This window comes from Microvirga lotononidis (assembly GCF_034627025.1).
GTDB classification, from domain to species: Bacteria; Pseudomonadota; Alphaproteobacteria; order Rhizobiales; family Beijerinckiaceae; genus Microvirga; species Microvirga lotononidis.
The window spans coordinates 619,911-642,221 of record NZ_CP141049.1 but is presented as its reverse complement, the minus strand read 5'-3'; the positions used below and the strand labels follow the sequence as shown (position 1 = coordinate 642,221).

Below are 22,311 nucleotides of genomic sequence, written 5' to 3'. Positions count from 1 at the left end.
AATGTTGTGGAGATTATTCAAGGGCTTCCATGAGAGTGCGGCAGGACGCTGGGCCGAAGGCTACCGTGTCGCGGATCTGACAAACCCGACAGCAGGCGTCGGTTGCCCGACAGTTATCCAGGACTGGCGGACAGGTTTTCTCCGTGGGAACAGCGCAATTCGCGCGTCATTTAACCGCGTTCGGCTATGTCCGATGTCCGACACTGTCAGACATGCAACATAGCCGTATGAGAGGCATCATGCTGTTGTGAAATCATTCTCTCCTTTGGCACGGTATATGCTGAGCAATCCACGCTGAGCTGCGAACGCGGCACAGACTGAGGAGAAATCGTCCCATGATCACGCTGACCGACAATGCCGTCGCCGTGAAGACAGTGCTTTCCCGGGCCGCCGAGCCGGCGGAAGGCTTGCGCATCATGATCCAAGCCAGCGATAAGTACGTGGAGCAGAAGGATGCAGGCAATGGATACTCCCGAACCAGACGACACCCAAGGTTCGGCAGTCGCGATTGTCGATTCGTTGAACCTCAGGCGAACGGGCTTGATGGCGTTCCTGACTCCATGGGCAGAGGGACTCGGGTGTTCACTCCACCCCATGAACGGCGATGACCTGACGGGTGCTGCTCCATGCCGGATGTTCATCCTCAACCTCGGATCCCGTTCGATCTCAGATCCCGACCATTGCCAATGGATCAAGGCCATTCGGGAGCAGCCCTTGCAAGCGGGGATCGGCGCAGCGTTCGCCCATGAGATCGCCTTCACCTCGGGCGGGACCGAAAGCGACAATGCGGCGATCCTTTCGGCGCTCGAAGGTGTCGCGGGAGTAGGTCGAAGTCATCCAAGTTCTAGCGTTCTGGAAGACAGATTGGCTCGATGATCAGCGCCCTCCGTCGGCAGGTGGCAATTGGTGCCCAGGCTGGCAACTCACGAGTCGATGAATTGATTGGAAACTGCCAGTGATCAAGCGCTCGGTTCTGGTTGGAGTGATCAGCCTTATCGGCCTCCTTCAGGCAGGTTGCGACTCAGATGTTCGGCTATCTTGTGAGCGCGCGCGCTTGGCATGGAGACAAGTTCTGAGCCTAAATCTGGAGCGCTCCCACCAGGTTGACTCTCTGGTCGAGGTCATGAGGGAGAGGCTCCCAGCAGAACGCGAATTGTTGGATGAAGTTGCTGCCGCCCGAGACGGCATTCTTGCTGTCATGGCAGATGGCGGCTCTATAGCAGACGGCCAGCGTTGCAGAACTTGTGTAAGGGCCGAGCTCCGGCCTTCAGCGGCGACTGCCCGGCTCTACGAGATGATCAAACGTTATCCTCGCGTCACCACTGATAGCAGACTTATGGGGCAGGTCAGAGCACTTCAGCAACTCGAGGATCGAATTATCATTGCACAAAGCGACTTCAACAGTGCGCTTATACAATGCGTACAATGCGGAACTGCAATGAATTTTTGAACGCCTTGTTGCGACCGTGTTGCACGGATCCGGTGGAGAATGCCCTCAGCCGGCTTTGTTGCATGACCTTGGAAAGAGCATAACGAACCCAGGCGAAGTGGATCGCTCAGGCGGCAAGACCGAAGAGTTGGTTCACGAGACGGACTTCGCCTGTCCCTCCCGGTTGCTGCAGCATGCAGTGCCCGCGACCGATCCTGCGCAGGATCTGTTGCAAACTTCGAGTATAGCCATTTCAGGGTCCATTCTGGCGCTTTGGTTGTCACCGTAAGTGGTTGATTTTCTAGTCACGAGCCTTCGAAGCTCAGTTGCAAAAGACAAGAAGAAACCGAATTTGCAACAGATCCAGCCCCGCATCATTTGCTCGTGCTTCCGCAGTGGGACATGCGAGTTCTCGGCCCTGTTGTTCAATCCCTTGTGTGAGCGATGGTCGACCTTAGGCATGATTTGTCGCCTGGCCGCTCCGTACGAGGGCAGCTTATCGGTGATGATACGCTTCGGCGCTACGCCTTGCTTTCTCAACAGCCGGGTCAGCAATCGCTTGGCCGCCCTGGTGTCACGCCGCGTCTCGACGATTTCGTCGAGGACATATCCGTCTTGGTCCACAGCCCGCCACAACCAGTGTTTCTGGCCGGCGATGGTGACCGCGACCTCGTCGAGGTGCCAGATATCACAGCGGCTCGGTCTCTTGCGCTTGAGGCGGCGAGCGTAATCCGGCCCGAACTTCCGGGCCCACCGCCGGACGGTTTCGTACGAGACGAGAATACCGCGCTCGAACAGCATCTCCTCGACAAGCCGCAAGCTCAGTGGAAGCCTGAAATAGAGCCACACCGCGTGAGCGATAATCTGAGGTGGGAACCGATGGCGCTTATAGCTGATGGCGGGCAGGGTCATGCTGCTGGATCTACCGCAGAACGTCCTGACACCAAGTTACCCGTGACATCGCCGGTTTGAGAGCCTGCGTCCACGAACACCTTGACGCCGGCTCGGCGGCCCGGGAAAGCACTGTCTTCACGGCGACGGCATTGTCGGTCAGCGTGATCATGGGACGATTTCTCCTCAGTCTGTGCCGCGTTCGCAGCTCAGCGTGGATTGCTCAGCATATACCGTGCCAAAGGAGAGAATGATTTCACAACAGCATGATGCCTCTCATACGGCTATGTTGCATGTCTGACAGTGTCGGACATCGGACATAGCCGAACGCGGTTAAATGACGCGCGAATTGCGCTGTTCCCACGGAGAAAACCTGTCCGCCAGTCCTGGATAACTGTCGGGCAACCGACGCCTGCTGTCGGGTTTGTCAGATCCGCGACACGGTAGCCTTCGGCCCAGCGTCCTGCCGCACTCTCATGGAAGCCCTTGAATAATCTCCACAACATTTCTTCTGAGGCGCTTGCGGCGCCGTTGGCACGCCTTTTGCAACTTCCTCGTCGTACGGCGGCAGGAGCTGCCGACCGGCATTCATGTCGCGGGTACCCGCGATGAATGGAACGAACGAAGGAAAGCAACATGTCAGGACGGCACCGTCGCCTTAACGAGCTCTACGTGCCTTGTTGAACATATCGGCCGGGAGCCGGCGACGTCCTCATCAATGGGTTAGGGTTGGCCAGAATGGCCTGAAAGCGCGTTTCTCGGCTCAAGTTGACGGTGCCGAATTGTCTATCATGGCTTATGATGATCATAAATCCCCGGATCGACCAGCATATCCAAGTTCCGTCGATGAGCAGTTCGCCCTCATCCTAAATTCAAAGACAGCCAACGACCAGTTAACAACCTGCTTGAGAGGGGTATTTCTTAGCTGGATTATCGCTTTGCTTCTATCTGCAAGTGCTACTATTCTCATGTACATACAGAGTGCCTGACGGCACCGTCATGTTAACCGGTGGGTGACCGGATTGAGGCATATGTGAGGGATGAAAAATGCTCGTCATCCTCGCTACGCCCGCCACCGCTTCCCGGCTGAAGTGATCAGCTACGCGATCTGGCTCTATTTCCGGTTTCCCCTGAGCCTGCGCATGGTCGAGGAGATGCTCGCGGCCCGCGGCATCGAGGTCAGCCGCGAGACCGTGCGGCAGTGGGCGCTGAAATTCGGGCAGGGTTATGCCAATCAAATCCGGCGGCGTCTGCCCGCGCCTGGGGACAAGTGGCACCTCGACGAGGTCGTGATCAGCATTGCGGGCCGGAAGCATTGGCTCTGGCGCGCGGTCGACCAGCATGGCGTCGTGCTCGACATCCTGGTTCAAAGTCGCCGGAATGCAAAGGCTGCCAAGCGCCTGCTGCGCAAGCTGCTCAAGAGGCAGGGCGCGGCGCCGCGTGTGATGATCACGGACAAGCTGGCCAGCTATGCCGCCGCGAAGCGAGAGATCATGCCGGGCGTCGAACATCGGCAGCAGCGAGGATTGAACAACCGCGCAGAGAATAGTCATCCGCCAACCCGACGACGCGAACGCATGATGAAGCGCTTCAAATCAGCCGGACAGGCCCAGCGCTTTCTCTCGGTTCACGATCAGGTTGGAAACCTCTTCCGCCGTCCCGCCAACACCAATGCCGCTGATTATCGCAAGTCCCGAGTTCAAGCCTTTACGACTTGGGCCGAGGTGACTTGGGCCGAGGTGACTGGTCTCGCTGCTGGTTTCTGATACGCCGATCCCGTGAGGCTCGGTGACTTCAGCCCGTTAACCTGACGGTGCCGCTTGGGTCACGAGGACGGCGAGTGGCGGGATCCTCGGCTGATCCGTGTTCAGTCCAAGACGGTCCCCGAGATAGGCGAAGAACGACAGCCCGAGCTTGCGGCAGGTCTTCAGCAGGCCCAGCATGACATCTCGCGCCACGCGACCATCGGCGCTCATCGTGCCACCGGAGACCTTGCGCTTGATCACGCAGGCGCGCAGGTCGTTCTCGGATGCGTTGGTGTGCAGCGGGATCTCCGGCCGCTCAAGCACCCGCAGCAGTTCGTTCTTGCGTCGCGCCAGGCGGGCCAGCAGCGCGTCGAGGTCCTTGTAGCCCGTGCGCAAGCCAAAGATCTTGTCGAACTGGCGCCGGAACCCCCGCTCACTGCCCGGTGCGGGACTCTGCTTCCACAGCTTCAGACCGCGGTAAAAGCACCAGATCGCTTGGCGGACCAATTCCACCGCTTTGGCCTGCTTGGGCGAGGCTGGCATCAGCTTCTGCAGGTGGCGCTCGGCATGAATCCAGCATAGAGCATGCGTGGCAACGCGGAACTGGCCGGCATCGTCGGAGACCACGACGGTGTTTTCCATCAGCCCGTGATGCCGGAGCGCACCCCACGTGGCGGCTTCGTTCAGCAGCTGGAGCAGGGGCCGGTCGAAGATGTTGACGTGTTATTGAGCCGGTCCTCATTGTCTTGAAAGGGTCTTGGTTGGCTCCAGCTTCATCAGCATGAAGCACGTGGACATGCGCAAGCTGCCGGCGGCGGCTCAAGAGGAGCGCCGGCGGCAAGTCATTGGGCTCCGGGAGCGCGGGCTGACCTACCGGGCGATCGCGGCCCAGGTTGGGCTGTCGCCAACCGGGGTCTTCGACATCTGCCAGCGGTTTGCGGCCGAGGGCGCGCAGGGGCTGGTGAGCAAGCCACGCGGGCGCAAGCCGGATGAGCAACGGCTGCTGGATGCCGCCCAGGAGGCCGAGATTCAGCGCCTGATCTGCCGGCACACCCCGGACGAACTGGACCTGCCGTTCGCCCTGTGGAGCCGGGCGGCGGTGCGTGCGGTGATCTGGCAGCGCTGTGGGATTGCGCTGGCCGTGCGAACCGTGGGCAAGTATCTGGCGCGCTGGGGCTTCACCGCGCAGAAGCCGCTCCGGCGGGCGTACGAGCAGAACCCGGCCGCGGTGCGGCACTGGCTGCGGCGGGAGTACCCGGCCATCGTCGCGGCGGCCCGGCAGGCGCGGGGCACCATCTTCTGGGGTGACGAAACCGGTCTGCGCGCCGACGACGTGCGCGGCCGCGGCTATGCGCCCCGGGGCCGGACGCCGGTGATCCGGGTCTGCCATCGGCGCGCCGGGCTGAGCCTGATCGCGGCGGTGAGCAATCGCGGCGCCTTGCGCTGGATGATTGTCGACGCGGCGGTGAATGCCGCAATCTTGATCCGTTTCCTGCAACGCCTGATCCGCGAGGCAAAGCGCAAGGTGTTCCTGATCCTGGACCGGCTGCGGGTGCATCGCGCCGCCCGGGTCCGCGACTGGCTTACCGCGCATCGGGCGAAGATCGAGGTCTTCTACCTGCCGGCTTACAGCCCGGAGCTGAACCCGGAGGAGTGCCTGAACGCCGACCTGAAGCAGGTTGTCACCCGCCAGGCGCCCGCGCGCAGCAAACAGCAGCTCAAGCGGGCAACGGTCAGCCATATGCGTCGCCTCTCGAAATCGCCCCGGCGCGTCCGAAGCTATTTCAGCCACAAACCCGTCCGCTACGCCGCATGCTCAAGACAATGAGGACCGGATCAATAGACAATGGTGCAAAGTTTGCGATCAGCTTTGTCCATACGATTGCTCGCGAGGCCCTGCGTCATCGCTCGACGGGACCGACGTTGAAGTCTTCAGCCTGATCTGGATGCACCAGATCAGGCTGAAGGAAGAAGACCACGATGGCCAAGCTTAGCAAGAGGCGCCGCCCCCTGCGCCTTGAGGTCGGCTTTGAGGTCAGGCGAGGCAGTCGCGACGCTTTGGGACGCGCCTACGAGCGCCTCCTGCCCCTGCGTACCCGTTCCCTGCCATCAAGCCCGCTGACACCCATTTCTGAGGGAGCATGCGATGAGAACTCAGCACCTGAGAGCCGTTTCGGCCCCGCAGACCCTGCAGGTCGCCCTTTACGCCCGCGTCTCCTCCGACCAGCAGGCTGAGGATCACACCACCGACAGCCAACTGGCCGAGTTGACCGCACGAGTGGCGCAGGACGGCCACTGCGTCCGGGACGATCTGCGGTTCATCGACAACGGCCACAGCGGCGCTAGCCTGATCCGTCCCGCTCTGGAGCGTTTGCGCGACCTCGTGGCGCTGTCGGCCATCGATCTGGTCTACATTCATGCTCCGGATCGTCTCGCCCGCAGCTATGCCCATCAATTTCTGCTGATCGAGGAATTCGCCCACGCCGGCACCCAGGTGGTCTTCCTCAATCGCCCGATCGGGACCACGCCCGAGGACAGCTTGCTGCTGCAACTGCAGGGCATGTTCGCCGAGTACGAGAGAGCCAAGGTGCTGGAGCGCAGCCGGCGCGGCAAGCGCCACCGCGCCCAAACCGGCGCCGTCAGTGTCCTGACCCGCGCGCCCTTTGGTTACCACTACATCACGCGTGAGGCTGGCGGAGGGGACGCCCGCTATGACATCGACGAGGAGGCGGCGCGGATTGTGCGCCAGATCTTTACCTGGGTCGGGCACGAGCGATTGACGTTGGCCGGGGTTTGCCGGCGCCTGCGCGACAGCGGGATTCCAAGCCCGACCGGCCAACCGCACTGGACCCGGGCCGTGATCCACACCATGCTGCGCAATCCGGCCTATGTGGGTCAGGCCGTTTATGGCCGCCGCCAGTGTGTGCCGTGGCAGCCACCGCTTCATCCGCCGCGCGGCCACGATGGAATGCCGCGCAAGCCCTATCGACTAAGGCCTGTGGGGATTCATCGTGAGTTGATGACGGCGGCGGCGAGGTAGATCATGGCCTCGAAGCTTTGATCGGTTTTGCATGCGCGCATGGCGATCCGCTTGAACTCTTTGAGTTTGCAGAAGAAGTTCTCGATGAGGTGGCGCCATTTGCACATTTCGGCGTCCATCGGGATGGGTTTGGCCCGGCGCGGATGCTGAGAGATGACGATCTTGGCGCCGCGCACGTTGAGATCGGCGACGATGGCGTTGCTGTCGAAAGCTTTGTCCGCGATGAGGGCCCCGAACGCGACGCCGTCGATCAGCGGGGCAACGCCCATGCTGTCGAACCGGTGGCCCGGCATCAGGCGAAAGCGCACGAGGTTGCCCAAGGCATCGGTCAGGGCCAGAATCTTGGTCGTCATGCCGCCCTTGGAGCGGCCGATGGCCTGGCTCTGAGTCCCCCTTTTGCGCCCTGCCCGTGGCGGTGAACCTTGACGATGGTGGCGTCGACCATGGCATATTCCATGTCCGGCTCCTCGGACATGGCATCGAAGATCCGTTTGAAAACATCGGCCTTGCGCCAGTCGCTGAAGCGCCGGAACACGGTGCTCCAGTTGCCGAAGAGCGCAGGCAGATCACGCCACGGACTGCCGGTGCGCACAATCCAGAGCACGGCCTCGATAAACAGCCGATTGTCCGTGCCGCTGCGCCCAGGATCGCTCGGCTTCCCAAGACAATGCGGCTCCATCTTCGCCCATTGGGCGTCCGTCAGTACAAAGCGGTCCATCCAGAGCGTGAATCACAGTCGCGCCCGAACGGGAAGCCCAAATCCCCACAGACCTTAGTGCCAGCCGCGGCCGAACGGCACATCAGCATCGCGGTGCCCGCCCTTGTTGACGAGGAACTCTTTGCGAGTGTCGCAGAGCGGTTGGAGGACAACCGAAAGCGCAATCGTGAGCGGCTTTCAGGCGTTCAGTATCTGCTGCGAGGTCTGCTCGTCTGCCAGAAGTGTGGCTATGGGTTTACCGGGTATCATCCCTGTGGACCCTGGCGTTACTATCGCTGTTGCGGCACCGACCGCACCCGGTTCCACGGCGAGCGGCGATGCGATGCCCGCCTGGTTGCGGTCGATCGGCTCGATGAGGCGGTATGGAGCGAGGTCTGTCGGCTGCTCGACAACCCGACACGGGTCATCGAAGAGTATCAGCGCCGCCTGGATGCGATCCAGGCCACCCCGCACCAACTCGAACTCGATGCTCTCGGCCGTCAGTTGGCGAAGGCGCGCCGCGCCATCGAGCGGCTGATCGACAGCTACACGGAGGGCTTGATCGAGAAGCCCGAGTTCGAACCGCGCCTCACTGAGTTGCGCCGCCGGACAGCCCGGCTGGAAGCCGAAGCCAAGGCCCAACAGGAGGCCGCTGAGCAGATCCGATCGCTCCAGCTCGTGGTGGGGAAACTCGAGCTGTTTGCCGAGATGGTGCATGACCGGCTTGCCAGTGCGGATTGGGCAACGAAGCGCGACATTATCTGTACTCTCGTCAAGCGCATCGAGGTGGCCGATGATGTTGTTCGGGTGATCTTCCGGGTCGACCCCGGCGTCTCAGGCCCACCCGAGGCGCGCCGAACTTTGCACCATTGTCCTGCACGTATTGATCGAGCACCGCGCCAGATGCTCCAGCCAGTCCATCTGCGAGCTGAACACTTGGCCCTGGAGCTTGGTCAACCGGGCGACCACGGTGGCCTCGACAGGCTGGCGGCGCAGATACTCCAGCGTCGCCTCGTTGACGACGTAGTCCTCATGACCCGCACGCAGCAACGACAGGAAGTTCAGCCGCGACTTCGACTTCCCCGTGCGGAAGACGGTAAAGCGCTCGCCGCCGATCTGCGTGGTGACGCCGGGACGACGGGCATGCCGCGCGCCGGTGTCATCGACGGTGATGTAAGGCGAGGAGACGAGGCCGGCTTCCAGGACCGCATGGTCTTCCTGCGCGAAGGTCTCCAGATCAGTGGTGAGCAGGCGCACGACTTGCCGTTTAGAGATCGCAAGGCCGATGCCGTTCAGCAGATCGGTGAGGCGCTCGGTGGTCACTTGGCCTTTTATATGCAGGGCGAGACAGAAGCGCCGCACGCTAGGTCCGAACCCGCCGCTGACGCCGATCGGCATCGGAGCGATGAGGGTCTCGCCCTCGGGCGTCACCCAGCGCTCCCGCTTGTAGCGCACCACCTCGGCGGTGAGCACCAGTTCTCGGTGCATAACCGTTTTGTAGCCTTTGAAGCGCGAGCCGGGCGGAGCCTCGACCCGCAGCACCACCTCGCGCGTGACCTGATCGCGTTTGGCACCGCGTCCAGGGCGCCGGCCTGGACTGGCAGGCCGCGGCTGGGTGGCTTTCTCCATGCCGGACGGTTTGAACGGTGGGCGCGGCGGCAGGTTCTTGAGCCGGGCGATCTCATCCTTCAGGGCCTGGTTGTCGAGGCGCAGGTTGCTGTTGTCGAGGTGCAACCGTTCGACCTCTTGCTCCAGTCGATCGATCTTGCCGGCCAGATCCGAGACCAGCTGGCGCAGGGCCGTCGAGGACAGAGGCTTGCTGGACCTACCGTGCCGCGATGTCATGCCTGGATTGAATCATGAATGCCCGGTCGGAGGAATCCCTGCCCCCGAAAATGCCCCGGTTACGACCATTCCTGGCTGCGCCCCACGGCTAAGTTATTGGGAGAACACAGCATAGCTTGCGTGCGTAAAGGGAAGCAAGCATTAGCTACGCTTTGAGCGACGTCCGTCGGCGGCTGCGAGAGGCTGCAATCGGGCAGAGCGTCAGAAATCGCCAGCTGAGGCCCGTTGACGAACGGGTCTACAGAGCAAAGCACTGCTGTGTAGCCTCGGATGCCCTTGTTTTAAGCCATTTCCGCTCGTTCGAGGAAAGCCCACCCCTCCCCGGCTGGTTAAGGAAGTCTCCCAAACCACGTCATCAAACGATCCTTCGCACCTGACTTATGACTTTGTACAAAAACCCGTTTGTCGATAGCAAGCCCTCCAAGTTCGGCACCCTCCCCTGCTGCCGCCTTGGTCGGTATACCACGAGCCCACTTTCTGATTGCTCCAATCCTTCTGGGAGTGCGGTCGATAATTGCCCGCTCATGAGTGAGGGCAGTCGAACGCAACTGCCCTCAAGAATGCAGGGATCAAGCTTGCTTGGCGCCTTGGAACTCGTCGTAAAGATCTTCTAGTCGCGATTTGAGAAAGTCCCCAAATTCTGGTGATACCTTCCGATCAATGACAAGAGAGAACCTGTCTTCCGTAACTGAAATCTTCGCGAGACGGGCGCCGTCGGGAGCAGTCCATGTTTCAGGTTTTGAGCCAGGTTCCTTTGTAATGAGTGCCCTATACGCAGCTTCGAAAATGGCATCGCTGTCCCTGCCCGCCTTCTCGGCACGCTCAATTGCACTGCGAACCTTGTCAATGGTGCGTGGCTTGATCAATCCGGAAAGGTCTTCCCATTTCCTTCTGCCGATCTTCGGTGCAGGGCCGATTGTATCGATGATGTGACCGGGAACTGAGTTTGCGACTGAGAGCATCTTTGAAAGCATAGATTTGTCGACGCAAAGTGCCTGCATTATTACTTCCCGCCGGAAGCCGCGCTCTTCCAGGCGTGATGCAAAACGGGCCTTCTCAATGAAGCTCAGGTTTGTGCGGGCATTGTTCTCTTGGCCTTGAGCAACGACGAGTTGCTCATCGGTGAGTTCGCGAACGACGGCTCTGATCTTTGTGCCGAGTTCCTTGATCGCTCGAAGTCGGCGGTGGCCGTAGGCTACCTGGTACCGCCCAGAGTGCTCAGGGTGTGGCCGCACCAGGATCGGAACTTGCTGCCCTTCAGACTTGATGGCTGCAACGAGCTCTTTATGGGCTTCGTCTGAGTAGGCCATTCGATCAGGAACAAACGACGCATCAATCTCGGAAGGATCGAGATCGATAATCGTGTGACCAGCTCTAAGCTGCTCCTCGAGTTCCTCAACGCGACCAACAGAGTCGACAGCTTCCTTCATTGCTCGAAGAGGCGAGGTCTTGAGAGATGGAAGCTTGGTTGGGAGCACGGCGATCTGCTCGCTAGCAACGTTGCTTGCAAGAGGACGGTCTGCGAGGGGACGAGAAGCTAGTGGCCGATCAGTAAGTGGCCGGTCGGCGAGAGGACGATCACCGGTAATTGCAGCAGCGGCCTCGGCCTGAAGTTCCCCTACAGGGTTGGGAGCAGGTGCTCCGGCAGTCCCAAGGTTCGCGCTGGGGGAGCCATCAGCATCATCGTTCCCAAAGGAAATAAGATTCTTGCGCGCCATTACTGCCTCCCCCACGCCTTACGGATTTGATCTTCGATTTCGCCATTAACGAGGTCCAAGGCCTCCAAAGCTCTGTCGTAAGTACCCTTGTTGAATTTGGTCCGATCGACTTCGTACAAGGTTTGCTTTGTGATCCCGGAATCCGCAACCGCGGTGCTCTTCAGCATGCTGTTCTGCAGCACGCGATGTCCGAACAGAGACCGCATGAACCCGACCATCTGGTTCTGAGGTCCATCGCTTGGCTCGTATCGAGTAACAAGGTAGCGCAGCCAGTCATAGTCGTTGCGGTGCCTTCCAAGAGTGGTCGTGACTTCGCCAACCATCCTGAGGAATTGAGCCATGGACAGCACATCAAGCATTTGCGGATGAACTGTCACAAGAAGCGATGTTGCAGCACATAGAGCTGCCATGGTCAGGTAACCGAGATTCGGTGGGCAATCCATGACAACAACGTCGTAGTGCTGGTCCACCGACTCCAGAGCTTCCAGGATCTGCATGAAGAAGATCTTGGAGTTTCTTCCGGCAGGCGCGGTTGTCTCAAATTCCATGAGTTCGAGATTGCCGGGGATGAAATGGAGGCCCGGGAGGTAGGTCGACCGAATGATGTTCTCAATCCGGGTGCGATGCTCGTCGAACCGGATTGCCCCATACAGCGTTTCGTTGTCCCGCACGTCGAGTTCCGGCTGGTTCCCGAAGAGTGTCGAAAGGCTGGCTTGCGGGTCCAGGTCGATAGCAAGCACGCGATAGCCGCGAAGAGCAAGATACTGAGCTAAGTGGGCCGTCGTTGTCGTCTTCGCACTTCCGCCCTTGAAATTGATGACCGAAATGACTTGGAGCTTCTCGCCCTCAACTCGATGAGGGATATAACGGCGGTTGGACTTTGCCCCTTCGAGGAACTCTCGGACTGCGTTCACTTCCTCGATCGAGAAAGTCCGCCGGCCATTTGGCTGCATCTCTGGGAGGGGAGCTTTGCCCTCAGCCGCAAGTTGCCGAAGATAGCCCTCATGAATGCCTAAGAATTTCGAGGCTTCGCTTGAGGTAAAGCGGCGGATGGCCTTCTTCGCAACTGGAGGAAAGATCCTCTGGGTGTGTTCCTGTAGCTTTTTCGCGAGGATGTCGGCGTCAAGGACGATCTGCTGTTTATTGGAAGCGGTGTCGAGAGCCGGTGGGATTACAGGAATGGATGAAGGCTGCTGAACTGCTGTCATGTACGGTTCCTTGCGTTTCCGCGCGGAATTGGCCCTAGATCGGTAAATCTGCGCTGACCTCAGTACGCCCTTGGGATGTTAAAAACCGGTTAATAGCACGCTCGAATTTTGCTCAAGTGAGCTGAATAGGTCGAAATATCCTCGACGGAAGCGAAGCATTGGAAGCAGCGGTGACCGCCCCCTCCCCTCTTTGACAGACACGGCCTCTCTCAGAAAGGCGCCGGCCAAGCTGCTGGAGGCATCCGCATCGAATGCGCCGGTTGAACATCAGCCGCCGGTTGTCCGCGGACAACCCGTCTTGGGTTGTCAAGTGCAGTTCTACTCGCGGTGCGGGCAACTGTGTGATTGCGCCATAGCGGCGTGGCTCAATGAGAGTGCAGATATATGGTTAATGAGCCGTTTCCTTCAGGTGGCATAGCATGGAGGATGCCCGTGCTAGCTCACGCCACGGCGCAATCTGCCGGTAACGTGATGCCAGCCCTGACGCTTATCGAACGACGTAGATACGCGATTTCCCAACCCGTTCTATCTGAAATCCAGTAGGTTTCTTCCCAGTTCGGCGCTTGAGGAATCTGGCTGCGGCCTCATTCCCGTTGAAAGCAATGAACTTGGATCCGGGCTGGGCCATCCGTCATGCGAAAGACCTAATGTGGTATTCGCTATCCGCGAGACCGGTGGCGGTTTCGGACGCCTTTTGCGAGATCGGCGGGAGCCAATGCCGAACTTGGGCAATTCCAAAAATCGAGGGGCTGGAGCTGCCTAGATGTCAGCCCTACCTGAGAGAGGGCCGACCAAAAGCGATTGCCGGGTTGCGCGTAGTTGGCACCCGACGCGGCAGAGCGATTACCGTCAGCCAGTCCGCAGAACACGATCTTGAGGCTCTTAAGGGGAACGTCTGGGAGCCTTTTCGGTCGTAGGTCCGATTTGGAGTGAGATCGGCGGGACAGTGTAGTTGTCCGCGGACAACCCATCAATCGAGGCGCCGGCGGCCCCCTACCCTATTCCATCGCCGTCCCAAAACGAGAGTTAAGCTAACGGAATGATCTTGTCCTGTGTAGGATCCGTCGTGCAGTAACTTTGCCAACTTTCGACCGGGAGATCGGTTGTCCGCGGACAACCGACTGAAAGGAGCCGTGTGGGGTCCGCCATTTCTTAAAGGGCGGACCCAGTGTGGAACGGGTCGGAGCCATGGGTTGTCCGCGGACAACCCTCGAAATAAAAATCTCGGGCGTGCTTGTTGCAGCGGGACGAACTTGAGGTCCGGCGCCTAGTTGTCCGCGGACAACCGATCAAGTCCTCACCTGCACTCTTCCTGGACAAAATCTGGCGCTTCGCACCCACCAACCGTAGCGGTCCGCGTCTCCTAAGCGGCCATACGCTGTGATATGTCTGACCGAGGTTTGAGCCCTCCCTGACTCTCTGGAACCTGGTTCCCGACGGCGATCCTATCACCACCCCAGCCGCTCGGTTGTTGCCAGTAACACAGGATGGCGAGCCCGCCATGCTCAAGATATCCCATGAGGAGGACGAGCGCTTCGGCGGCGTGCTGATGGAATGGTGGGACGGAGAAGGCGCAGCGCGGGTTCTGGCTCGGGATAATGAGGCCCTATTGTTGGAGCGCGCTACCGGCTCTGACTCTCTCGCTGAAATGGCCCGATCAGGGCACGATGACGAAGCCTGCCGCATTCTATGTGCTACCGCTGCCCGGCTGCACGCCCCCAGGCCGAATCCGCGTCGTGACCTGATCCCACTGGCGATTTGGTTTCGCGACCTGGAGCCGGCAGCCGCCACGCATGGGGGCATTCTGGTCCATTGCGCTGAGGCGGCCTGTACGCTGCTGGCTAAACCCCGTGAGGTCGGGGTCCTGCATGGTGACTTGCACCACGACAACGTGCTGGACTTCGGAGCACGCGGCTGGGTCGCCATTGATCCGAAGCGCTTGGTCGGGGAGCGCGGCTTCGACTTCGCCAACATCTTTACAAACCCCGATCTGGCGGATCCTACACACCCGGTCGCAACTATGCCCGGCCGCTTCGCGCGTCGTCTGGAACTCGTCACCTCTGCCGCAGGGCTGGAGCAGCGACGGCTACTACGCTGGATCCTAGCCTGGACTGGGCTATCGGCTGTGTGGTTCTTGGGCGACGGTAATCCGTTGGCAGCTATTGATCTAGAGGTCGCGTCGTTGGCCGCTGCGGAGCTGGATCGATGATCTGCCCCGTGCGGTTATAGTAAGGACCAAGAGGACGGGGTGGATCGTGGATCCAGAGACGGGTTGTCTGCCTTACCATCCTGCAGGGCAGGGGACGCCAACCTTTGGGACGGGGCCGATGCGGCGACAATCCTGGGACGAGAGGCAGGGGGACCTATTCGGAGCCTCCCCACCCAAACCTGCTGCCGCCAAGCGTCCAGCCCCTCCTATCCCGAGGAACACTCTTGAGGAGGAGCCTGTAGAGGCCGTGTCACTTACGTCTTTGGCAAAGCGGGCAAGCCGCCACGAGATCGAAGATATGGTTAACGAGCTCGGCGACGATGAGCTTGCCCACCTGATCGTGAGAGGGGTAAGGACCGTCAGGCGGCGATTAACACGGGGAGGGCAGGGGGCTGGGCGCTCCATTAGAACCGGCGGACGGCGAAGCCCATTGGATCGGGCGCTGCAGGAACTCGCGGCCGAACTGTCAGGCTTCGATGGGTCAGATGCGGATTGGTGAGGGATGAATATAAGCCCAGCTTGAGACCCAATCTTTGGCAGTTAACCCGCGCCTGTTGGCCCAGTCGGGGAGCAATTTCACAGATTAACCGGATCATCCGCGGTGCTAAACCACCCCCTCCAGCGACGTCGGTAGAGCCATCCCGGCCTTTCGTGCTCGATCGAGCTGCTGTTTGACGGAAGAGGCGTTCCATTTCGTCCCACCTCGCGGGGTTCGCTCTCGCATGCGTTCGAGTTGCACCGCAATCTCCCGCAGCGACAGATCCGGATCGGCCATGGCGATGCCAGCAATCAGCATCGAGAGGCGATCGTCAGAGGAGCGGCGAGGGGAATTCTGAAGGAGCACCGGATCAGCCATTCGCTGCGAGACTAGTTTTCGAACCGCACGCCGAAGGCGCTCCTCCGTCCAGTCCTGGCCCCATCCATTCAGAACCCGAACGACGTCGGTCCACGAGTGCCTCGGCCGCATGCGCTTCACCGTGGGCATCCAGCGATCGGCCGAGGCAATGAGCGGGTCGAGATACCGCTTCTCTCGGGCAAGTGTCAGCCGGCGGATAGTTTCCGGGCGGTGTTCGCGAACCCCGGGGTTGCCGAGAACCTTCCCGCGGGCTTTGGCAGCCCGTAGTCCGGCCTTGGTGCGCTCGGAGATCAGCGATCGCTCGAGCTGCGCCACCGCACCGAGAACCTGTAGCGAGAACATGCCCTGGGGAGTCGACGTATCGATCGGATCCTGGAGCGATTTGAAATGCGCTCCCTTCTTTTCCAGCCCTTCGATGACCTCGAGCAGGTGGCTCACTGACCGTGCCAGCCGGTCGAGGCGCACGACGACGAGCACATCCCCGGCCCGGATCTCCTTGAGCAGCTGAGCGAGAACCGGACGGGCCCGAGACGCACCTGAACCCTGCTCCTGATGGATCATCAGGCACCCGGCCGCCTTGAGCTCGATGAGCTGGGCGTCCGTCATCTGGTCCTCGGTCGACACGCGGGCATAGCCGATCAGGCGCCGTTTCGGAGCAGGGGAGGGGGCCATCAGAGTCGCTAATCTGGTTCGGTTCTCGGGCTTACTATAGAGAAGATGATGTTCGAAGCTTATATGGCTGACAACAGATTGGCGGTCGACCATGAGGGCCAGCCGGTCCCCGCGAAATCACGATCGTGGCTCCATACGTCGGCATCGAGGGTCCACGCCAAAGCCAGCAAGTGGGCATCGGTGACGCTGCCGTTACGGGACGCCGGCCCGTTGCTGAGCGCAGTTGCAGCTGCTGTCCTATCCTCGTCGGCGACGTCCTCACGGGCGATAATGGTCACGAGCTCAAGCAGGCTTTCCAGAACGGCGAGATCGCTGGGCCTGACATGCCCGATTACCCGATAGGCCTCATCAAAGGCTTCTTCGCTGATGAGCAGGCTCCGCCGACCTGAGATCAGGTCCAGGTGTGCACCGGTCATTGACCCCAGGACCGCGGCTACAAGGATATTGGCGTCGACCACCAAGGCGGCTGGAACGCCGCGCGGTCGGCTCAAGGGCCGAACTCGCGGTCAAGGGCAGCCTGCTCCTCGGGAGAGCGTTGGGATTGCGCCTGTGCCAGCGCCTGGCGAAACCGTGCCCGGGCCGCTTCGGAAGCGGGGCGCAGGGGGACGAGCAGAGCAACGGTCCGCCCATCGCTCTGCACGGGGACAGCGCCCGGCAGCCGCTCGATCGAAGCCGCCGACAGTTTCTGGAGTTCTCTCATCGTAATCGCATGTGCCATGGCGTGTATGTAAACGTGTAGGGCGCCGTTTTCAAGCGACGGGAAGACGATTTGTACAATTTCATATGGTGTGTACTAACGATCGTTTGCAAACGTTTCTCAAGCCATTTTGTTAACCAGCCCGGGAAGGAAGGACTTCCCACCAGCCTGCCAAAATGGCTTAAACTAAGGGCTTTTCGAGCCCTTCAGTGCTATCAAGGCTCGCGGAAGCGCCTCCAGAACGGCTCGCTCGACACACCTCTCCTGAACTGGGCGGATGCCGCTTTGCAGAATGCTGGAATGTCTCACCCTACGTCGTAGCCAAACCTTGCTTCGCTTCTCTCGGCTAAGCTATAGCTTCTTAGATCAATCACTTAGCTTGGGGGGCGCAAGCGTGGCTGGCCGGACAGGGCGAGGGGGCAATCCGATGGAATTCACTGACCTGGAGCGTCTGGACGCGCCTGCCCTTCCGGTGCTGGAACTGCCGTGGGAGAGCATCGCCGGTCGTCTGGAGCAGCTCACGATCGCCATTCTCCGCTTCGATGCCCGCCTGGAGGCCTCCGGCCTGGCTGCCGGTTGGCAGTCGCGCTGCGACATGACGGAGGCCGTGCGCGCTCTCCTTCTCGACGGACACCTCGTCGATGTCGGCGACCTGGTGCTGCACGATGCCGGCATGGACGTGCGCCATCCGACCCACGAGCTCACCCGGGCCGCGGCCGCCCTGCGCGCGCGGCGTACCGCCACGGCCAGGAAGGCACCGTGGCCGGTCTCCATTGACGGCTTGGCCGCCCTGCGCGGTCTCGGCGGTGTGGCCGAGGACACCAGCGTGCGCTCGAAGGTCAGGAAGCCGAACCCGGACGATGAGGAGGCGTATCTGCTCTATGCCAACGATGCTGATCTGTGGAAGGCGCATTTTGCCGAGATCGATGCCCTGCTGGATCGCACCAACCAGGTGCTTGCTGGCGAGACCCCGCTGCGGACAGCCGCTCGCATCTGGTCTATGACCCGGATCAGGATGAAGCCGAGGCCGAGGACCTGTGGCTTGACGTGGTCAAGCGCACCAGCTCGTGGCCAGCCATCGCCGCAGCCGCGGTGGCGTGGAACGCGTGGCTCGATCTCAACCTCTACACCCGCCTGCCGTGGCTCGGGCTGATTATGGCCGCCGCCATCTTGCGCGCCCGAGGTCTGACGAGCCATCTGCTGCCGCTGGCCGCCGGGTTCAAGCAGTCGAAGTTCCGGCCGCAGGGCAGGGAAGGGGCTCAGGCGAAGCTGGAGGGCTTCTGCCAGGTGCTGGAGGAGGCGCTGAGCCTCGCCCACAAGGACCTTGACCGGCTCGTCCTCGCCCGCGAGCTGATGAGCCGGGTCACCAAGGAGTGCCGCAGCAACTCGAAGCTGCCGGGGTTGGTCGAGTTGTTCCTGTCACGCCCGCTGGTGACGGGGCCGCTCGCGGCCAAACTGCTGAAGGTCACGCCCAAAGCGGTCGACCTGATGCTGACCCAGCTCGGGGGCGCCCTGCCGCGCGAGCTCACCGGCCGAACCCGCTACCGCGCTTGGGGTATCGTGTAAGGCCTGGTTGTTCCCGCCCGTAAACGCAAACGGCTTCACTCAGATTTGACTGATCCGTTCTCCGGAACCGATGGGCCAGAGACGTGTTCACGAACGGTCTCTGTGTCATCCGCCGGGCGCAGCTGCAGGAGAAGCGATGGTGTTGAAAGTTCAATCCGCTCTGGTGACGGGCGGCTCGTCCGGCATCGGCGCTGCAGTGTCACAAGCGTTCGCGGCCGCTGGCGCCAAAGTCGCCATCAACTATCACTCTGGTCGCGAGGCAGCTGAGGCCATCGCATCAGACATCAGAGCGTCCGGTGGCGAGGCTTTCGCCATCAAGGCCGATGTCTCAGATGAGGGTGCTGTCGAACAGATGATTGCTACCACCGTCGAGCGGTTCGGCCGGCTGGACATCCTCGTGGCGAACTCGGGTCTCCAGAAAGATGCGCCGTTCCGGGATCTCTCACTCGAGGATTGGCGGCGTGTCATCGACGTCAACCTTACCGGGCAATTCCTCTCCTGCCGCGGTGCCGTGCGGCAGTTCTTGGCACAGGACGAACGACCCGATCTGTCGAAGGCTCGCGGTAAGATCATCTGCATGTCCTCGGTCCATGAGGTGATCCCCTGGGCAGGGCACGTGAACTATGCCGCATCCAAGGGCGGCATCATGCTGATGATGAAGAGCCTGGCCCAGGAGGTCGCGCCTGACCGCATCCGGGTGAATTCCATAGCCCCGGGAGCAATCCGGACCCCGATCAACAAGGACGCCTGGGAGACAGAGGAAGCGCTCCGGAGGCTTCTCACTTTGATCCCCTACGGCCGTATCGGCGAGCCGGAGGATGTCGCCCGCGCAGCCGTGTGGCTCGCGTCTGACGAGAGCGACTATGTCACCGGCACAACCCTCTTCGTCGATGGCGGCATGACCCTGTACCCGGGCTTCGCGGACAACGGATAGCCGCCCGTGAGTTCCGCAACCACCCAACAGCTCATTGAGAACTACGGTGTCGTCGGCGACCTGCGCTCGCTCGCGCTGTTAGGCATGGACGGGTCGATCGATTTTCTCTGCTGGCCTCGGTTCGACAGTCCGACACTGTTTGCCGCTCTGCTTGACCGTGTTGCACGGGTCGGTTTGTGAACGCACTCCGCCCATCGCATGCCTTCAGTTTAGGTGATGCGGACGAACTTCGGGCGTCCAAGCTCAAGCATGCGGTTCAGGGCAGCAATGGCGATGGCCACCTCCGTCAGGCGACGCCGATCCGTCCGCGAGCGTAGCGCATCCCCGATCACTCGTTTCAGCCGGCTGATGGCGGCCTCGACCAGGGCCCGACGCGTGTACCCGGACCTCGTCTGCCAACCCGTGCGTCCATGCTCCGCGATGCTGTGGAGATGCCGGTCGCGCTGGGTCGGAGTGCTCTCGGCCATCTCGCTCGGTACCGCTGTTGATCGAGGTGGAATGATCACGTCAGCATCAGGATGACGCTGGGCGACGGTGCTATAGATGCCAGTCTGATCATAGGCTCCTTCGCCGATGAAGGAGGCGAGTGGCTCTGTGATCTGGTCGAGCAGGGGCTCGACCTGTGAGCCATCGTCGACATCATGGGGCGTCAGCTCGGAGGCGAGGATCTGCCCGGTCTCGGCATCGACCCCGATGTGCAGTTTGCGCCAGGATCGGCGTCTCCGGGTGCCGTGCCTCTCGGTCAGCCACTCGCCGGGTCCGCACAGCCGCAGGCCCGTGCTGTCGACCAGCAGGTGCACAGGTCCTCTGGAACCTGGACAGGGTTTTGGCACCTCCAGAGTCTCGGCGCGACGGCTCAGGGTCGAGTGATCCGGCACCGCCAGACCCAGGCCTAGGAGTTGGAGGATCGAGCCGATTAGCCCCTCGGTCTGACGCAGCGCCAACCGAAACACGGCTGACAGCGTCAACGCTGTCTGGATCGCCAAAGCCGAATAGTGGGGCTGACCACCGCGTGTCGTGCGGGGCTCGGCCCGCCAGGCGGCAATGGCTTCCGCAGAAAACCAGACCGTCAGGCTTCCCCACTGACGCAGGGCGGCGTCGTACTCGGCCCAGTTCGTTACCCGGTACCGCTGCTTGGGGATGCGATGCCGGCGGGCGGCATTGGCTTTGAACGGCACGGCAGGTGTCCGATAAGAGGGGCGCAGTCCTCCTATGTCGCCCGGTTCCAGTTACCAACTCGCCTATTCGTGCAATAACGCCCCTTGACGGAATTAATCAGGAACTCAGGGGGACATCAGAGCCGAGGCCACCACGCTTGCGGCATAGGACACGGCAAGTAGGATTGACGCGACCAAAGCAGTAGCCCCCAGCAAAAACAGCAAGAGGCTGAGGTTCCGCACCGTCCGCAGAGCAAGTTGCATGGCAAGGCTCCTGGCTGTCTGAACCAGAGCCTAAAGCTAACCGTGGCCATAATGTGACGTGTGGGCAAAGAAAAGGCCCCGCTAAGGAGCCTGAGTGTCAGGGAGGACCAATGAACTCCCAGCCCAAACTCAGTGTCTATCCGGATCTCCGGTAGGTCAACCCACCAAGTCTTTCCTCCGGTAATGAATGGCAGCTAGTCGCGCCTGATGTCCTCGTTCATTAATGTTATGGGTTGAATCTATTCAGAAGAAGTTCATTCAAGAAGTGGAATAGTCCTAGCTGACAACAGGAACGAAGCCCCGTTGCTTGGTGTTATTATGAACACATCCCCCTTTGCGGAGATTAAAATGCATTATGCTGGGCTCGTGAAGACAGGGTTGGCAGCTTTGATGCTATCAGGAGTTGTCACTGTCTGGTCTCATCCTGTCCAGGCAGGAGAGAGTACAGGGACGTGGCGAAATGGCATGGTCGCTGGGCCCTATGGCCGCGGCTATTACAGTCCCGATGGAGCTTACTACGGCGATGGGCGTTCCTATCGGCGCAGAGGCTATGCTCAAGACTATTACCGCCCGTCTCGCAGTTATCGTAGATACGATTACGTTGAGGAGCCTTATCCTCGTGTCTACAGGCGCAGCCCCAATCGGGAATACTATGAGGGTGGCTGGTAAGGTTCAAATGCTGGCTGTGCTGAATTTCCGCTGAGGTTGGCTGCTCAGGCTGACCTCAGTTGGGCTAGGCGAAGCTTCAACCCTGTTTTAGGGCTCGACGGCGGTGGTTCAACGCCTTTTGCCAGCCCCGCCGACCACGCTCCTGGATCATCCGAAGCTGCCGATCCCGCGGCGTCGGCGCCGTCTCGGCCGTGCTGCTCGGCACTGCTGTTGACAGCGGTGGCATGATCACCGCAGGGGCAGGATCTCGCTCGGCGATGATGCGGTAGACGGGTTCACCATCATACGCGCCATCAGCCGTGACCGAAGCGATCGGGCCTGACCTCAATCCCTCGGGCAGCAAGCATCTCCTCGACCATGCGCAGACTGAGAGGAAACCGAAAATAGAGCCGCATGGCCTGGCTGATCACCTCAGCCGGAAAGCGGTGGCGGGCATAGTGAGTACGGCAGGACGGTTTCATCCCTCAGATGTGCCGCGATCCGGTCACTCTTGGGTTAATTTGACGGTACCCTGAAATCCGCGTTTCAACCTCGACCATCCGATTTACCCCAAGGACATCGAGTGGGTCAGGAAAGGTGGGAAGAGAGTTTCCCGAAGGCCATGATCGAGGCCGCAGAACGCTACCCAGCAATTGCCAAGGGTGACAACCCGTCACTCCGGCTGACAGACCCGCCTTGTTCAGCGGAGCCATTGTGCAATAATCTTTCTCACCA

At 60.8% G+C, this 22,311-nt stretch carries 19 protein-coding genes and 6 pseudogenes; 12 read left to right on the top strand and 13 right to left on the bottom strand.

Features of this window, described 5'->3' with window-relative positions; all coding sequences use genetic code 11:
- Nucleotides 1-335: 335 nt before the first annotated feature.
- The 3 genes and pseudogenes from U0023_RS26600 to U0023_RS35675 all read left to right on the top strand — a co-directional run.
- A pseudogene (locus tag U0023_RS26600) lies at nt 336-428 on the top strand (iron-sulfur cluster assembly accessory protein); the annotation flags it as partial.
- A gap of 34 nt (nt 429-462) precedes the next feature.
- Nucleotides 463-876 (top strand): hypothetical protein, encoded by a 414-nt coding sequence (locus U0023_RS35680; protein ID WP_040637731.1) that lies wholly within the window; start codon nt 463-465, stop codon nt 874-876.
- Between the two features lie 79 nt (nt 877-955).
- Entirely contained in the window at nt 956-1,450 is a 495-nt protein-coding gene (locus U0023_RS35675) for a LemA family protein (RefSeq protein WP_040637730.1), read from the top strand.
- A 132-nt stretch (nt 1,451-1,582) separates the two neighbouring features.
- On the opposite strand, the gene U0023_RS26590 is transcribed toward U0023_RS35675, so the two are convergent.
- Entirely contained in the window at nt 1,583-2,341 is a 759-nt protein-coding gene (locus U0023_RS26590) for an IS6 family transposase (RefSeq protein WP_009488727.1), read from the bottom strand.
- 1,019 nt (nt 2,342-3,360) lie between these two features.
- Between U0023_RS26590 and U0023_RS26585 the strand changes: the two genes are divergently transcribed.
- Nucleotides 3,361-4,086, top strand: coding sequence for an IS6 family transposase (locus U0023_RS26585; RefSeq protein ID WP_009488724.1), 726 nt, complete (start codon nt 3,361-3,363; stop codon nt 4,084-4,086).
- Between the two features lie 36 nt (nt 4,087-4,122).
- Here U0023_RS26585 and U0023_RS26580 read toward each other — a convergent pair.
- Nucleotides 4,123-4,785: pseudogene (locus U0023_RS26580) on the bottom strand (IS66 family transposase); the annotation flags it as partial.
- 61 nt (nt 4,786-4,846) lie between these two features.
- Between U0023_RS26580 and U0023_RS26575 the strand changes: the two are divergent.
- Complete coding sequence (locus tag U0023_RS26575; protein WP_009488659.1) at nt 4,847-5,893, top strand: IS630 family transposase; 1,047 nt, start codon at nt 4,847-4,849, stop codon at nt 5,891-5,893.
- A gap of 318 nt (nt 5,894-6,211) precedes the next feature.
- Nucleotides 6,212-7,105 (top strand): recombinase family protein, encoded by an 894-nt coding sequence (locus U0023_RS26570; protein WP_009488722.1) that lies wholly within the window; start codon nt 6,212-6,214, stop codon nt 7,103-7,105.
- On the opposite strand, the gene U0023_RS26565 is transcribed toward U0023_RS26570, so the two are convergent.
- A protein-coding gene (locus tag U0023_RS26565) for an IS5 family transposase (RefSeq protein WP_154660876.1) occupies nt 7,072-7,823 on the bottom strand; the annotation gives its coding sequence in 2 pieces (ribosomal slippage) (nt 7,072-7,493 and nt 7,493-7,823; 753 coding nt in all). The genes U0023_RS26570 and U0023_RS26565 overlap by 34 nt on opposite strands.
- Between U0023_RS26565 and U0023_RS35670 the strand changes: the two are divergent.
- Nucleotides 7,773-8,138 (top strand): annotated as a pseudogene (locus U0023_RS35670) (zinc ribbon domain-containing protein); the annotation flags it as partial. The gene U0023_RS26565 and the pseudogene U0023_RS35670 overlap by 51 nt on opposite strands.
- A gap of 498 nt (nt 8,139-8,636) precedes the next feature.
- Here the strand turns inward: U0023_RS35670 and U0023_RS26555 are convergent.
- The 4 genes from U0023_RS26555 to U0023_RS35465 all read right to left on the bottom strand — a co-directional run bounded on the left by U0023_RS26555 (nt 8,637) and on the right by U0023_RS35465 (nt 13,544).
- Nucleotides 8,637-9,647 carry a transposase gene (locus U0023_RS26555; RefSeq protein WP_009488718.1) on the bottom strand — a complete coding sequence of 337 codons (1,011 nt, stop codon included), beginning with the start codon at nt 9,645-9,647 and terminating at the stop codon, nt 8,637-8,639.
- Nucleotides 9,648-10,216: 569 nt separating this feature from the next.
- A complete protein-coding gene (repB, locus tag U0023_RS26550; protein WP_009488717.1) occupies nt 10,217-11,365 on the bottom strand; it encodes a plasmid partitioning protein RepB in 1,149 nt (382 codons plus the stop codon).
- A complete protein-coding gene (gene repA / locus U0023_RS26545; RefSeq protein WP_009488716.1) occupies nt 11,365-12,573 on the bottom strand; it encodes a plasmid partitioning protein RepA in 1,209 nt (402 codons plus the stop codon). The genes repB and repA overlap by 1 nt, the downstream gene beginning before the upstream one ends.
- Before the next feature lie 659 nt (nt 12,574-13,232).
- Nucleotides 13,233-13,544: a uracil-DNA glycosylase family protein gene (locus U0023_RS35465; RefSeq protein ID WP_083861244.1), complete on the bottom strand. Its 312-nt coding sequence runs from the start codon at nt 13,542-13,544 to the stop codon at nt 13,233-13,235.
- 440 nt (nt 13,545-13,984) lie between these two features.
- On the opposite strand from U0023_RS35465, the gene U0023_RS26540 reads away from it, so the two are divergent.
- Entirely contained in the window at nt 13,985-14,782 is a 798-nt protein-coding gene (locus tag U0023_RS26540) for an aminoglycoside phosphotransferase family protein (protein ID WP_040637729.1), read from the top strand.
- Nucleotides 14,783-15,386: 604 nt separating this feature from the next.
- Here the strand turns inward: U0023_RS26540 and U0023_RS26535 are convergent.
- From U0023_RS26535 to U0023_RS26525, 3 genes are read right to left on the bottom strand one after another with little or no spacing between them, the layout of a single operon-like run.
- A complete protein-coding gene (locus U0023_RS26535; RefSeq protein ID WP_040637728.1) occupies nt 15,387-16,310 on the bottom strand; it encodes a recombinase family protein in 924 nt (307 codons plus the stop codon).
- 59 nt (nt 16,311-16,369) lie between these two features.
- Nucleotides 16,370-16,801, bottom strand: coding sequence for a PIN domain-containing protein (locus tag U0023_RS26530; protein WP_009488713.1), 432 nt, complete (start codon nt 16,799-16,801; stop codon nt 16,370-16,372).
- Nucleotides 16,798-17,010, bottom strand: a complete 213-nt coding sequence (locus U0023_RS26525) for a hypothetical protein (RefSeq protein ID WP_154660874.1) — start codon at nt 17,008-17,010, stop codon at nt 16,798-16,800. Before U0023_RS26525 ends, U0023_RS26530 begins: the two co-directional genes overlap by 4 nt.
- A gap of 424 nt (nt 17,011-17,434) precedes the next feature.
- On the opposite strand from U0023_RS26525, the gene U0023_RS26520 reads away from it, so the two are divergent.
- The 4 genes and pseudogenes from U0023_RS26520 to U0023_RS26505 form a co-directional block, all read left to right on the top strand.
- A complete protein-coding gene (locus U0023_RS26520) occupies nt 17,435-18,160 on the top strand; it encodes a hypothetical protein (protein ID WP_009488711.1) in 726 nt (241 codons plus the stop codon).
- Nucleotides 18,055-18,573 (top strand): DUF1612 domain-containing protein, encoded by a 519-nt coding sequence (locus tag U0023_RS26515; protein ID WP_245272822.1) that lies wholly within the window; start codon nt 18,055-18,057, stop codon nt 18,571-18,573. Before U0023_RS26520 ends, U0023_RS26515 begins: the two co-directional genes overlap by 106 nt.
- 136 nt (nt 18,574-18,709) lie before the next feature.
- Nucleotides 18,710-19,507: an SDR family oxidoreductase gene (locus U0023_RS26510; protein WP_009488709.1), complete on the top strand. Its 798-nt coding sequence runs from the start codon at nt 18,710-18,712 to the stop codon at nt 19,505-19,507.
- Between the two features lie 6 nt (nt 19,508-19,513).
- Nucleotides 19,514-19,663, top strand: a pseudogene (locus tag U0023_RS26505) (trehalase-like domain-containing protein); the annotation flags it as partial.
- 53 nt (nt 19,664-19,716) lie between these two features.
- Here the strand turns inward: U0023_RS26505 and U0023_RS26500 are convergent.
- From U0023_RS26500 to U0023_RS26490, 3 genes and pseudogenes are all read right to left on the bottom strand, one after another.
- Entirely contained in the window at nt 19,717-20,685 is a 969-nt protein-coding gene (locus U0023_RS26500; protein ID WP_009488708.1) for an IS5 family transposase, read from the bottom strand.
- Between the two features lie 1,000 nt (nt 20,686-21,685).
- Nucleotides 21,686-21,913: pseudogene (locus tag U0023_RS26495) on the bottom strand (IS5/IS1182 family transposase); the annotation flags it as partial.
- Nucleotides 21,914-21,917: 4 nt separating this feature from the next.
- A pseudogene (locus tag U0023_RS26490) lies at nt 21,918-22,058 on the bottom strand (IS6 family transposase); the annotation flags it as partial.
- Nucleotides 22,059-22,311 lie beyond the last annotated feature (253 nt).

Excerpts from the sequence above, each read along its gene's own strand:
- U0023_RS26570 (WP_009488722.1), top strand. The coding sequence starts at position 6,212 with ATGAGAACTCAGCACCTGAGAGCCGTTTCGGCCCCGCAGACCCTGCAG.
- U0023_RS26575 (WP_009488659.1), top strand. The coding sequence starts at position 4,847 with ATGAAGCACGTGGACATGCGCAAGCTGCCGGCGGCGGCTCAAGAGGAG.
- U0023_RS26585 (WP_009488724.1), top strand. The coding sequence starts at position 3,361 with ATGAAAAATGCTCGTCATCCTCGCTACGCCCGCCACCGCTTCCCGGCT.
- U0023_RS35680 (WP_040637731.1), top strand. The coding sequence starts at position 463 with ATGGATACTCCCGAACCAGACGACACCCAAGGTTCGGCAGTCGCGATT.
- U0023_RS26525 (WP_154660874.1), bottom strand. The coding sequence starts at position 17,010 with ATGAGAGAACTCCAGAAACTGTCGGCGGCTTCGATCGAGCGGCTGCCG.
- U0023_RS26555 (WP_009488718.1), bottom strand. The coding sequence starts at position 9,647 with ATGACATCGCGGCACGGTAGGTCCAGCAAGCCTCTGTCCTCGACGGCC.
- U0023_RS26520 (WP_009488711.1), top strand. The coding sequence starts at position 17,435 with ATGGAATTCACTGACCTGGAGCGTCTGGACGCGCCTGCCCTTCCGGTG.
- U0023_RS26535 (WP_040637728.1), bottom strand. The coding sequence starts at position 16,310 with ATGGCCCCCTCCCCTGCTCCGAAACGGCGCCTGATCGGCTATGCCCGC.
- U0023_RS35465 (WP_083861244.1), bottom strand. The coding sequence starts at position 13,544 with ATGGGTTGTCCGCGGACAACTACACTGTCCCGCCGATCTCACTCCAAA.
- U0023_RS26510 (WP_009488709.1), top strand. The coding sequence starts at position 18,710 with ATGGTGTTGAAAGTTCAATCCGCTCTGGTGACGGGCGGCTCGTCCGGC.
- U0023_RS26590 (WP_009488727.1), bottom strand. The coding sequence starts at position 2,341 with ATGACCCTGCCCGCCATCAGCTATAAGCGCCATCGGTTCCCACCTCAG.
- repB (WP_009488717.1), bottom strand. The coding sequence starts at position 11,365 with ATGGCGCGCAAGAATCTTATTTCCTTTGGGAACGATGATGCTGATGGC.
- repA (WP_009488716.1), bottom strand. The coding sequence starts at position 12,573 with ATGACAGCAGTTCAGCAGCCTTCATCCATTCCTGTAATCCCACCGGCT.